This is a genomic window from Bacillus sp. NPDC057893 (assembly GCF_042796455.1).
GTDB lineage: Bacteria > Bacillota > Bacilli > Bacillales > Bacillaceae_G > Bacillus_A.
Genome location: NZ_JBHVNG010000001.1, coordinates 107,656 through 120,171, shown reverse-complemented (window position 1 = coordinate 120,171; position 12,516 = coordinate 107,656). Strand labels below are relative to the sequence as shown.

The following is a 12,516-nucleotide window of genomic DNA, read 5'->3' as shown; positions in this document are numbered from 1 at the left end:
AGTGGTTTTCTTCATCACTGCGCCATTTTCTTTCGGTACATCTTCCCGTTCCAGTAGAAGAATCGTGAAGTGAGCCCTCCGTATTTTACAATGCGCCGTGCCATTTTGTGCATATTCTTTTGCGCTGATACTTTTTGATCTGATAAGTAAATACCAAGTAATCCTCGGCTTATGAGACGATGAAACTTCGCATGAGGCAAATCACCAATGCTCTTCTCTGCTTCTTCTACAAAATGTTTCATACGATCTAATATGGCTTGCTCGTTTTCATAATAACTACAGAAATTCAAATCCCCGCCTATACGATCTTCTTCTTGATCGATGAAATAATCAAGTAAGATGTGAAGTCCTTGAACGTAAGGAAAGTATCCTTGTCTAATTTTCGCAATATCTTCATCATGTAATTCATCATGAAATGCATATGCTACAAGACAGAAAATTCCAAGCGTAGAACCTGCACATGCTGAAAACTCAAACCAACTCATCGGTGGTAAGTTTTCTTTATGAGCTTCAAACCATGTTTTCAGGCGTGGTTCTCTTTCTTCTAATTTCACGTGTTTATGAATTTGCAAATCACAATAATAACAAGCAAGCTCATGAAGAACAGGAGCAATTTTGTCATAGTGCTTCGTTTTCTTTAAAACATCTTGGCATGTTTCAACAAGTTCGTCTAAATAACCACCATCATCTTGATCATCACGGTAACGATAATAATTACCGCCACCTTCCACTTCAGGACTTAATGCCATTACCATCGACTCATGAAGAGCCGCAAAGTCTTTCGGATCAAGTGATGTACTACGGTCACATAAATTATCCAAATAGTCGCTAATCGTTTGATATGCTACGATAAAACGAATACATTCCTCTCGATGTTCATTTGCTAGCAGCGCTAAAATGCCACCGCCCTCGCAATGAAACGTTTTATTCTCAATACTTGCGATCGCTTGACTATGAAGCTCGTCATTCGGAATATGGTAGGCACGCTCTTTCCACATCGCTAGCTCATGGTGTACAACCGGAAACACATCACGGTATACTTTCGCCATGAGCGTTATGGGATTACTCGGTACGTTCACTTCTTCCTTCATCTCCTCTGTTAAATGTACAAATAATGATTTATTTGTTTGTTTTTACTATATTATTGATATGAATTTCAGTAAATGACTGAATATAATTCAAAATTTCATCACGCTCATACTCATTTAATAACTCATGATAACAATTAGGCCATTCTTTATATGCCTTATCACTAATTTTAACATTATCAAACCACATGCGGACACGTATTTTATCTACAAGTTTATCCTCACACGCCTGCATTAGCAAGAGTGGAACATCTGGAAAATCAACTATTTTCTCATGAGCAATCTCGATAGACTTAATTAATTCACTATACCAACGTACTGATACTTTGCGCAAGAACAATGAATCATTCTCCATCGCATCCCTCACTTCATGGTTACGAGTTGACATTTCTACAGTGAGATTTGTTGTAAATTGCAATTTGGGAGCAACGACATTTAATATTTTTGAAGCAGCACGAAGCGGAGCAGAAGGTGCAGCCAATACTCCTAAACAAGGCGAGCTTAATACAATCCCATCTATGTCCTCTCTTTTCGTTTCTTGCATCATACGAATAACGACAAGTCCTCCCATACTATGACCAAATAAAAAAATAGGCAATCTATATTTTCTTGCTTCTTTCACCCATAACTTTATTTCCTCTATGTATTCATCAAATGAATCGATATGTCCTCTATTTCTTGAAGTCGTTCCGTGTGCTGGAAGATCCCCCATAACGACGTGATAACCGATATGATTCCACATTTCTGCAACTGCCTCATAACGCCCATGATATTCCATAGCACCATGCACGATAATAATGACGGCTTTCGCTTCCTCCGCTTCATAGTTCCACATACGAAACTCCCCCATTTCACTCTTTTTCATAATTTGATACACTAAAACTAGTCTCTAGGAAAGGAAGGCTTTACATGATATATCCTTACAAAGAAAAAAATCCGAAAATTGCGAGTAGTGCTTTTATCGCTGACTATGTTACCATTACAGGCGATGTGACAATTGGCGAAGAATCTAGCATTTGGTTTAATACAGTCATCCGCGGTGATGTATCACCAACGATAATTGGAAATAGAGTAAATGTACAAGATCAATGTACACTTCACCAAAGCCCCCAGTATCCTCTTATTTTAAAAGATGATGTTACCGTTGGGCATCAAGTTATTTTACATAGCTGCAAAATTGAAAAAGATGCTTTAATTGGAATGGGATCTATTATATTAGATGGCGCTGAAATTGGTGAAGGAGCTTTCATCGGTGCTGGTAGTCTCGTTTCACAAGGAAAGAAAATCCCTCCTAATACGTTAGCTTTCGGTCGTCCTGCTAAGGTCATTCGTGAATTAACAGAAGAAGACCGTAAAGATATGGAACGTATCCGCACACAATACGTTGAAAAAGGACAATATTATAAATCGTTACAAAAATGATTTTATCGCTGCCATAAGACTGGCAGCTTTTTTTACCCCGCATTAACGGGCAGTAAAACTCCCACCTCAAAATTCGGATGGAGCAAAGAAGTTAGGTGGGAGGTCAACTGCCCGTAAACGCCCGATTGGTTCAACTAATAATCAGTGGGGGATGAACAAAACCCCCACTGATTATAGTTTCACTTTATGAAAAAATCTAACTTTTTCTTTACAAAACATTATTATTCCCTCAATAAAATCTTATTAAAATAGAAGTTAATAACTCCATATATATGTAAATGAGGGAGGAAAAATCTCATGAAGGTCAGTGGACTATATAAAATAGAATGTTACATTTTCAAAGGAATTAATCGCTACTTTGATCAAAAAACATTAAACATCTTTTTCAGCAATATTACCCATATCGGTGGTGCAAGTTTTTCCATTGCACTTACCCTATTCTTTTTAATTTTCGCAACAGGGAATTTGCATCAAGCTGCAATTGCAACTGCTATTTCTTTAACAATTAGCCATATTCCTGTACAAATCTTAAAAAGGTGGTATCCACGAAAACGTCCATATTTGACAATTCAAGATGCGAAATATCCAATTCATCCATTAAAAGATCATTCTTTTCCATCCGGACATACAACGGCTGTTTTCTCTGTCCTCATTCCATTTATTTGCTATAATCCAAGCTTGCTTGCTTTTCTATTACCACTAGCGCTATGCGTCGGTATTTCCCGTATTTATTTAGGGCTTCATTATCCGTCAGATGTATTTGTAGGCATGTGCCTTGGCACTTGCTCTGGCATCATCTCTTTTTATCAACTCATTCCACTCATGTAAAGGAGCGATATGATGAGAGTCGCCATATTTACCGATACATTTACACCACAAGTCAACGGTGTGGCGAAAACTTTGGAACGTTTAACTAAATATTTTCAAAGAGAAAATATCGCCTATTCTGTTTTCGCCCCCCAGCATACGGCAGAAGATAATTTCATAGCGAATGTGAACAAAATGAGAAGTATCCCGTTAACAATATTATATCCAGAATGTCGCTTTTCTTTTCCTACTCCGCGTATTAAACGGGAACTTCTTGCCTTTAAACCTGATATCATTCACATTGCCACACCTTTCAACATGGGACTTTGCGGGTTATATTATGCAAAAAAGTTGAACATCCCTGTTGTCGGTTCTTATCATACTGATTTCGACGCCTATTTACGCTATTACAAAATCGAATTCCTCTCTAACATGCTATGGAACTATTTAAGTTGGTTTCATAGTCATATGCAAAAAAACTTTGTTCCTTCTCCTGAAACATTACATCAATTAAAGAAAAAAGGATTTCAGACCCTCTATATTTGGGGACGTGGTGTAGATTGCACTCTCTTTCATCCAACTTACAATAAAGACCTATTCCGAAAAAAATATAATATTACAGCGAAATATATTCTTTCCTACGTCGGACGCCTTGCTCCTGAAAAAGATATTGATACATTGCAAGATCTTATTGTTAATACTACGCATGCTCGGAGCGATATTCATTGGCTCATCGCTGGAGACGGTCCTCTTGCAAAAACTTTGCGTGAAAATGTGCCAAAAACAAATGTAACCTTTACTGGATATTTACAAGGTGAGGGTTTAGCTGAAGCTTATGCTTCTTCCGATTTAATGGTATTTCCATCTGCTACTGAAACATTTGGGAACGTCGTACTTGAATCACTGGCATGTGGTACACCTGTTATTGGTGCGAATAGTGGCGGGGTTAAAAATATTATTATAGATGGAAAAACTGGAGTTCTTTGTCCGCCCAAAAATGCGGATTCATTTCTATCCTCCATTTATTCTTTATTGCAAAACGAAGAGCAACTTATGCAAATGGGAATAGTGGCTTCGTCTTATGCAAATTCAAAAAGCTGGGATGAGATCTTCCATGGCTTACTTGACCAATATGACGAAGTCCTTCAGCACACCGCATCAGAGTTACTTGCTTAAACAGAAAAACTCCCTTCAAAAAAACGAAGGGAGTTTATTAGATGGTCGTAAATTTTAGTTTAATAAATGATACATAAGGTTAAATATTGTTTTATTTCTATATTCATTATAACAAAAATAAACATAACTAAATAGACTTGTAATAAAAACCCATAAAAATCAATATATAGTTATACAGTATTTTAACTGTATAGTGATTTTAAGAATTCCCCTTAAAATCAACTTACTCACATACCTTTATACAGTAATTGTTCCCCAATTTCTGTATATCAAAAAGACCTTTCATTCATTTGAAAGGTCTTTTTGAGCCTGCACATATTCTTCTTTCGTATTCACATTCATAAACCAATCCGCATTCGCTTGTACATCTTCTCCAGAGATATACTTCACATTACATTGTGATAAAAGTTGTCCCATACTTCTTTTTTCATCCTGTAGCAAAGCATAAATCTTTTCTTTCACACGGTTATGATACGCTGCAAGTAACGGTTGTTTTCTTCCATTAATAATAGGTACGACTGCATCATATTCATCGCTCGTTTGCTCTAATAAAATAGTAAACCATTCATGCGCAACGTTTGGCGCATCACAAGGCATAATAGCGTACCAATCTGCTTCTATGTATTCCATGCCTGATACAATTCCAGCAAGTGGTCCGTTTCCTTTATAATGCGGAATATCTTCTATAACAGGAACTTGTACTAATTGCTCTACTCTCTCTTTTATATCAGTATGACTAATAACAACAACATCTTGCAAAATACTTTCCATTACTTGCACAATATGCTCAATAAAAGTAGTTCCCTTCCAAATCGCTAATGCTTTCGGTTCGCCGAATCGGCTCGACATACCTCCTGCCAGTACAATTCCAGCATACCTTTTCATTGGCGATGCAGCTCAAATGTAATATGACCTAATTCCGGTAAAATTAACTTATTCATCGCAAGACGAACTGCTCCGCTAGACCCTGGCATCGAAAAGACAACTTTACGTCCGATTGTACCGCCGATTGCTCTACTTAACATCGCACTACTTCCGATATCTTCTAAGTAACTTATCATACGGAACAACTCACCAAATCCAACAATTTCTTTATCTAATAGCACTGACACTGCCTCAATCGTTACATCACGTTTCGTAATACCAGTTCCGCCATTCGTTAAAACGACATCAACATCTTCCCTATGATAACCAGCTAACACAGCCTGCTGAATATTTTCTTTATCATCTTTCACAATTTCATAAGAGGTCACTGTATGTCCTGCTTCTATTAATAGTTCATGTAATAATTGGCCACTCTTATCCGTCTCTTCCGTACGTGTATCGGAAATCGTTACAATCTTACAACGTACTTCTTTCGGTGCTTGTTTTTTATGTTCAGTTACGCTCATTTTTCATCTTTCCTTTCTTAAAAGCTTTTCTTCATTTTATCATACATACCTTTACACAATTCTGTATGAAGCCACCGATACGTCATGATACAATATAAGTATGAAAACCCACAAAAAGGAATTTAAATAGGTATACTATTTCCATTTCTTATACTCCTAGCTTTCACATCATTAGCTACTATTTATCTCTTCTTATGTTCTCTACATAATAGGTTTAGTTTTAAAATTTACAATATAAAACAATTCGGAGGTTCACATACTATGGAACTTTATAAAAAATTAACAACGACATTCATCCTCTTATTTACCGCTTCCATCACTGTCGGCTTTTCTTTAAAAGGCGCAATTCCATACGCTACATTAGTGAGTATTATATTCGCAACGCTATTTTTACTGAGCAGTGCTTTTTGCGCAGGAAAAGCGCGTCAAATGAAAGGGTGACCGTCTATGTTCCGTAAGAAAGCAATCCTTTGTAAATCATGTGAAAAGGAAATACAAACGTATGAAAAAGCTTGGATTCATATCCCATTTCCGGCAAGTGGTATGACAAATATGAAGAAGTATATTGAGCTAGACGGGGAAGTTTATTGTAGTTATTGCATTCAAGTAGTAAATAAAGTGAAACTTTAATCAGTGGGGATTTTGTTCTTCCCCACTGATTATTAGTTGAACCAATCGGGATTTTGCGGGATAAAACCAAATAAAAAAAGCTTTGCGCACACAGCGCAAAGCTTTTTTTCATATATTATAGACCAGCTTGCTCTTTTAAAGTAGCTGCTTTGTCTGTACGTTCCCATGAAAGATCTACATCAGTACGTCCGAAGTGGCCGTAAGCTGCTGTTTGTTTGTAAATTGGGCGACGTAAGTCTAGCATTTTAATAATACCAGCTGGGCGAAGATCGAAGTTGTTACGAACTAGTTCTACTAATACGTCTTCAGATACTTTACCAGTGCCTAATGTATCAACTGAAATTGATACTGGTTGTGCTACGCCAATTGCGTATGCAAGTTGTACTTCTGCTTTGTCGGCAAGACCAGCTGCTACGATGTTTTTCGCAACATAACGAGCTGCATATGCTGCTGAACGGTCAACTTTCGTTGCATCTTTACCAGAGAATGCACCACCGCCGTGGCGAGCATATCCACCGTAAGTATCAACGATGATTTTACGTCCTGTTAAACCAGCATCACCTTGTGGTCCACCAATTACGAAGCGGCCAGTTGGGTTAATGAAGAATTTCGTTTCTCCATCCATTAATTCTGCTGGAACTACAGCTTTAATTACGTGCTCTTTTAAATCGCGATCGATTTCTTCCCACGTAACATCTGGATGATGCTGTGTAGAAATTACAATTGTATCCACACGTACAGGTTTACCATTTTCATCATACTCAACTGTAACTTGCGTTTTTCCATCCGGACGTAAGTATGATAATGTGTCATCTTTACGTACTTCAGTTAAACGACGAGCTAATTTGTGAGCAAGCGAGATTGGAAGTGGCATTAATTCTTGTGTTTCATTACATGCGAAGCCAAACATTAAACCTTGGTCTCCCGCACCAATTGCCTCAATCTCAGCGTCAGTCATTTGACCTTCGCGTGCTTCTAGTGCTTGGTCAACACCCATAGCGATGTCAGCAGATTGCTCATCGATAGATGTTAAAACTGCACAAGTTTCTGCATCGAATCCATATTTTGCGCGTGTGTAACCAATGCCTTGAATTGTTTCACGAACGATTTTTGGAATATCTACGTAAGTAGAAGTCGTAATTTCCCCCGCTACCAATACTAAACCAGTTGTTACAGTTGTTTCACAAGCTACACGTGCATTTGCGTCCTTTGCTAAGATCGCATCTAAAATTGAATCAGAAATTTGGTCACAAATTTTATCTGGATGTCCTTCAGTTACAGACTCAGATGTGAACAGATGACGTTTTTTTGTCATGTGGTAAACCTCCCTACAGTAATTGTATATATTGTACGGAACTCATCCTTAATTTGCCACAAACTGCGACATACATTTATTCTCCCACACAAGCATACAGAAAAACCTTTCCTACTTAACATAGAGGAAAGGTTTAATTTGCTACTTGCATACTGCTTTTTGCCCTTTGCTCTTATCGTTCGAGACCGTTAGCCTCGCACAGGTTTTAGCACCTATTCACCTGTATTTACCACTACAAGTGAGGTTGCTGGGCTTCATCGGGCCTGTCCCTCCGCCAGCTCGGGATAAGAGAGTATCCGTCCCAACTTATACTAAAGAAATGATATTCATTTGTCAATTAATATTCACATTTTCCTGAAAGTTTTTCTCAATACGCATAGAATGAAATATTAATAAGAAAATGATACATTCACACAAACAAAAATAAATAAATAGTATACATTATTTATATAATTGTGTTATACTCTTGATGGGGATTACGAGAAATATTTCATTAAATGAAAAGGATGGTATATAAATATGAGTACTGTGAATGTCCAAATTGGTTTACATGAATTATTGAACGGAAGCAATGCACAGATTCAATTAAGTGTTCCGCAATTAGTGGAAAAAGTATTAATGCGAAACGAAGGGAAATTAACTTCTACTGGTGCCGTTTCTGCTTCAACAGGAAAATACACAGGACGTTCTCCTAAAGATAAATTTATTGTGAAGGAAGCATCGGTTGCTGACAAAATTGCTTGGGGAGCCGTGAACCAACCGATCTCTGAAGAACATTTTAATAAATTATATATAAAAGTTTTAGAATACTTAAAAGAAAAAGAAGAGTTATTCATCTTCAAAGGATTTGCTGGCGCTGATCGCAACTATCGCCTACCAATTCAAGTTGTTAACGAATATGCATGGCATAATTTGTTCGTACATCAATTATTTATTCGTCCAACTGAAGAAGAATTAACAACTCACGAATCAGAGTTCACAATTGTTTCTGCACCAAACTTCAAAGCAGATCCAGCAATTGACGGTACAAATTCTGAAGCATTCATTATGGTTTCATTCGAAAAACGTATCGTACTAATCGGTGGTACAGAATACGCTGGAGAAATGAAAAAATCAATCTTCTCTATTATGAACTTCTTATTACCTGAACAAGACATTCTTTCTATGCACTGCTCTTCAAACGTAGGCGAAGAAGGCGACGTAGCACTATTCTTCGGTTTATCTGGAACAGGTAAAACAACATTATCTGCTGATCCAAACCGTAAATTAATCGGTGACGATGAGCACGGTTGGTCTGATAACGGTGTATTCAATATTGAAGGCGGTTGCTATGCAAAATGTGTAAACCTTTCTCATGAGAAAGAACCACAAATCTTCGATGCAATCAAATTTGGTTCAGTTTTAGAAAACGTTGTCATTGATGGTCAAACACGCATCGCTGACTATAACGATACTACTTTAACAGAAAATACACGTGCCGCATACCCTATGCATGCGATTGACAATATCGTACTGCCAAGTGTTGCAGGACATCCAAATACAATTATTTTCTTAACTGCTGATGCATCTGGCGTATTGCCTCCAATCAGTAAGTTATCAAAAGAGCAAGCTATGTACCATTTCTTAAGCGGTTACACTAGTAAACTAGCAGGAACTGAGCGCGGTGTTACATCTCCGCAAGCTACATTCTCTACTTGCTTCGGTTCACCATTCTTACCGCTTGATGCATCTCGTTATGCTGAAATGCTTGGTGAAAAAATCGAGAAACATGATGCAAAAGTATTCTTAGTAAACACTGGCTGGACTGGTGGCGAATATGGCGTTGGTAAACGTATGAACTTAGGTTACACTCGTGCAATGATTCAAGCAGCACTAAGCGGTGAACTTGCTAAAGCTGAAACTGCAAAACACGACATCTTTGGCCTTGAAGTACCTCGTCACGTTCCAGGTGTACCTGACGAAGTATTAATGCCTGAACAAACTTGGGCTGATAAAGATGCTTACAAAGCGAAAGCAATTGAGCTTGCAAACGAATTTAAAGAAAACTTCACAAAATTCGATAGCGTTTCTGAAAATATTATTAACTTAGGCGGTCCAATCGCTTAATATATTTACTCATATGAATAAGTATCGTGTAGCCAAAAGTTTCGCGTACTCACCGACAAAACCCAATGCGGCTTAACGGTTACACATACTTACATAAAAAAGAAGCTTACGTTTTTCGCGTAAGCTTCTTTCTATATATTCTTTAATTTACCACATACAAACCACGGCTTCGAACACACAAACGATTTTCCCACTCACTACATCCTTCTCCTTCTGGCTTCACACCGCATGGGGCTAAAAAAGGATCTAACCGCTTCTATTCATCGCCGGATCCTCTATTCCATCTGAAAAGTTCCAAACCTAATTTTCAATTGATATACTCGGATTTCCATACATACAAACCACGGCTTCGAACATATAAATAGGTTTTACGCTCACTTGCTCCTTCTGGTTTCACATCGCATGGGACTAAAAAAGGATCTGACCGCTTCTATCCATCGCCAGATCCTCTATTCCATCTAAAAAGAGGCTTTTTATCTTTTTTAGCTCTTTGATAATTCTTCTTCATCTTTCATACTATAATACCCTAAATTAACAACGATTAAGAAATAACCACCCATAATCCCAACTGCAAATGCCCACATAACCATATGGTGCTCAATTTCGTACATAATAATTGCACCAAGGATCGCCGCTGCGTAGCGATTAAACATACCAAGTGTCGGTGCCTTCGTTTTCTTTACAATACTATCTCCAAGCTTTTCGATACGCCTTCCTAAAATCCAAACGCAATACATACTTACAATAAGTCCAATGCCTGCACCTAAAAAATGTGCTGAAAAAGGTGTCATTGCCCAGCCTATTAACATTGCGCCTAGCAAATAATACATTTGAATTTTAAACGACCTCAGTGACATACTAATCATGCTGTACTCCTCTTCAATGGTTTTTATTTATCCAACAAAAGCTACATAACTCATTTCTTTCGAGTCCATGCTACTTAAAATCCATTTCATTCAAATTAAAAACAACATAAACTGTATGTTTATGTTGTTAAAATGCTTTTAGAAAATAATATTATACAAGATTTCTAATATAGAATCCCTCATAAATGTGACGTTTTTCAAAACATTTTCGTCCAATTATGAAAAAAGTGATATCAATCTATGAACATACGGATATGATGTAATAAGCACATAAATAAAGGGGGCGTCTAATGATTTATTTTTTAATGGCTCTCATTCATCTCATTGTCCCTGCACTTATTGGACTTTCATTATATTGGTACACGAAAAAACATAGTATTTTCTATGCTGTCCTCGGTGTTCTTCTTCCAGGAATTATTCTTATTACACTCTTCCGCATTCCTTTTCTTAATTTAATTCCACTTATTACTGCTATCTTGTTTCTCATCTTCTTACCAAAAATAAAAAAATAGGAAAGCAGATCATAGATGATCTGTTTTCCTATTTTGATATAGGTTCTTGCACGATAGAATGAGCTTCTACTTTCTCTGATTTCACAAACCATAGACCGAAGAAAATGATAATTCCACCGATTATTTGTTGAAACGATACATATTCATTTGCCCATACAGCTGCAAATAAAACAGCTACAAGCGGTGTTATATACATATATACCATCGTATGTGACGCACCAATTTTTTGAACACCAACATACCACATCACTAAACCGAATACAGTCACGAAGAAAATAGAATACAGCAAGGCAAACCATGTCATCCCGTGTGTAATGTGAAATGGCATTACAAATACATGTGGACCACTTAACAATAAGAGCGGAACCGCTCCAACTAATGTCGACCATGCAGTAACACGTAATGCTGAGTATTTTTTAATAAGCGGCCCTGCTAAAACGGGATAAAGTCCCCAACATATTGATGTAATAAGTCCAATCCCATTTCCGTAGAAAGAACTAGCGAGTGAATGCCCCGCTACTAAAACTAATGTAGCACCAATAAAGGCAATCATGGAACCAACTAACTTTCGAGAAGAGAATTTTTCTTGTTTCAAGAAAATCGCAAATACAGTTGTAAAAATAGGTGAAATAGAAATGAGTAAAGAGGCATTTGTAGCGGATGTATATTGTACAGTTTCCATGAATAGCGTTTGATACAGTACAATACCTACAACGCTAACAATAATTAATCTAGGTATATCCTTTTGCTCCATATAAAGTGACTTTTCGATAAAGAATGTAAGGAGTAACAGGAGCGGTGCAGCCGTCATCATCCGAATTGCAGTAAACTCAATTGCTGTAAATTCTAAAAGTCCATATTTCGCAATCGTATAGTTAATACCCCAAATAATAACGACACTTAAAATTAATAACTCAATTCCCCATTTTCTCATACGCAATCCCCTCCGCAAAAAGAATTATACAGAAAATTCAATCACATGTACATTTAATTAACTGAAAAGATTCATAAGAAAAAGGAACACACAATATGCTCCTTCATATATATTCATTTTAACTTTTCAACATATAATTCACTGCTATTCAGAATAAAAAATAATCTCGTACCCATTTACTCCCTTTGTTTTAACTTGGCATGGGGCAGAAAAAGGATCTGACCGCTTCTATGCATGGCCAGGTCCCCTCTCCCATCTAAAAAAGAAAG

14 protein-coding genes and 1 riboswitch are annotated in these 12,516 nt (G+C 37.2%); of the genes, 7 read left to right on the top strand and 7 right to left on the bottom strand.

The window, feature by feature from the left end; translation table 11 throughout:
- Window positions 1-14: 14 nt before the first annotated feature.
- Complete coding sequence (locus ACFVQC_RS00740) at window positions 15-1,079, bottom strand: tetraprenyl-beta-curcumene synthase family protein (RefSeq protein WP_377890788.1); 1,065 nt, start codon at window positions 1,077-1,079, stop codon at window positions 15-17.
- 40 nt (window positions 1,080-1,119) lie between these two features.
- Entirely contained in the window at window positions 1,120-1,923 is an 804-nt protein-coding gene (locus ACFVQC_RS00735; RefSeq protein ID WP_377897202.1) for an alpha/beta hydrolase, read from the bottom strand.
- Between the two features lie 74 nt (window positions 1,924-1,997).
- Here ACFVQC_RS00735 and ACFVQC_RS00730 point away from each other — a divergent pair, with 74 nt between their 5' ends.
- The 3 genes from ACFVQC_RS00730 to ACFVQC_RS00720 all read left to right on the top strand — a co-directional run bounded on the left by ACFVQC_RS00730 (window position 1,998) and on the right by ACFVQC_RS00720 (window position 4,493).
- Window positions 1,998-2,510: a gamma carbonic anhydrase gene (locus ACFVQC_RS00730; protein WP_377897201.1), complete on the top strand. Its 513-nt coding sequence runs from the start codon at window positions 1,998-2,000 to the stop codon at window positions 2,508-2,510.
- Window positions 2,511-2,807: 297 nt separating this feature from the next.
- Window positions 2,808-3,338: a phosphatase PAP2 family protein gene (locus tag ACFVQC_RS00725; RefSeq protein ID WP_377897200.1), complete on the top strand. Its 531-nt coding sequence runs from the start codon at window positions 2,808-2,810 to the stop codon at window positions 3,336-3,338.
- Between the two features lie 12 nt (window positions 3,339-3,350).
- On the top strand, window positions 3,351-4,493 hold the full coding sequence (locus ACFVQC_RS00720; protein WP_377897198.1) for a glycosyltransferase family 4 protein: 1,143 nt from the start codon (window positions 3,351-3,353) through the stop codon (window positions 4,491-4,493).
- 282 nt (window positions 4,494-4,775) lie between these two features.
- Here the strand turns inward: ACFVQC_RS00720 and ACFVQC_RS00715 are convergent, their stop codons facing one another.
- Both ACFVQC_RS00715 and ACFVQC_RS00710 read right to left on the bottom strand, forming a co-directional pair.
- Complete coding sequence (locus ACFVQC_RS00715; protein ID WP_377897197.1) at window positions 4,776-5,378, bottom strand: molybdenum cofactor guanylyltransferase; 603 nt, start codon at window positions 5,376-5,378, stop codon at window positions 4,776-4,778.
- Window positions 5,375-5,884, bottom strand: coding sequence for a MogA/MoaB family molybdenum cofactor biosynthesis protein (locus tag ACFVQC_RS00710; protein WP_199708966.1), 510 nt, complete (start codon window positions 5,882-5,884; stop codon window positions 5,375-5,377). Before ACFVQC_RS00710 ends, ACFVQC_RS00715 begins: the two co-directional genes overlap by 4 nt.
- Before the next feature lie 261 nt (window positions 5,885-6,145).
- On the opposite strand from ACFVQC_RS00710, the gene ACFVQC_RS00705 reads away from it, so the two are divergent.
- On the top strand, window positions 6,146-6,325 hold the full coding sequence (locus ACFVQC_RS00705) for a hypothetical protein (protein ID WP_377890776.1): 180 nt from the start codon (window positions 6,146-6,148) through the stop codon (window positions 6,323-6,325).
- Between the two features lie 6 nt (window positions 6,326-6,331).
- Complete coding sequence (locus ACFVQC_RS00700) at window positions 6,332-6,514, top strand: hypothetical protein (protein WP_377897196.1); 183 nt, start codon at window positions 6,332-6,334, stop codon at window positions 6,512-6,514.
- A 115-nt stretch (window positions 6,515-6,629) separates the two neighbouring features.
- On the opposite strand, the gene metK is transcribed toward ACFVQC_RS00700, so the two are convergent.
- Window positions 6,630-7,829, bottom strand: coding sequence for a methionine adenosyltransferase (gene metK / locus ACFVQC_RS00695; protein WP_002145260.1), 1,200 nt, complete (start codon window positions 7,827-7,829; stop codon window positions 6,630-6,632).
- Window positions 7,830-7,998: 169 nt separating this feature from the next.
- A riboswitch (SAM riboswitch) is annotated at window positions 7,999-8,120 on the bottom strand.
- Window positions 8,121-8,348: 228 nt separating this feature from the next.
- Here metK and pckA point away from each other — a divergent pair.
- Window positions 8,349-9,935 carry a phosphoenolpyruvate carboxykinase (ATP) gene (gene pckA, locus ACFVQC_RS00690; protein ID WP_377897195.1) on the top strand — a complete coding sequence of 529 codons (1,587 nt, stop codon included), beginning with the start codon at window positions 8,349-8,351 and terminating at the stop codon, window positions 9,933-9,935.
- Window positions 9,936-10,417: 482 nt separating this feature from the next.
- Here the strand turns inward: pckA and ACFVQC_RS00685 are convergent, their stop codons facing one another.
- On the bottom strand, window positions 10,418-10,801 hold the full coding sequence (locus tag ACFVQC_RS00685; protein WP_377890771.1) for an ATP synthase subunit I: 384 nt from the start codon (window positions 10,799-10,801) through the stop codon (window positions 10,418-10,420).
- Between the two features lie 290 nt (window positions 10,802-11,091).
- On the opposite strand from ACFVQC_RS00685, the gene ACFVQC_RS00680 reads away from it, so the two are divergent.
- Window positions 11,092-11,313, top strand: a complete 222-nt coding sequence (locus ACFVQC_RS00680) for a hypothetical protein (protein ID WP_002123250.1) — start codon at window positions 11,092-11,094, stop codon at window positions 11,311-11,313.
- Window positions 11,314-11,341: 28 nt separating this feature from the next.
- Here the strand turns inward: ACFVQC_RS00680 and ACFVQC_RS00675 are convergent, their stop codons facing one another.
- Window positions 11,342-12,247: a DMT family transporter gene (locus ACFVQC_RS00675; RefSeq protein WP_377897194.1), complete on the bottom strand. Its 906-nt coding sequence runs from the start codon at window positions 12,245-12,247 to the stop codon at window positions 11,342-11,344.
- Between the last annotated feature and the right edge of the window lie 269 nt (window positions 12,248-12,516).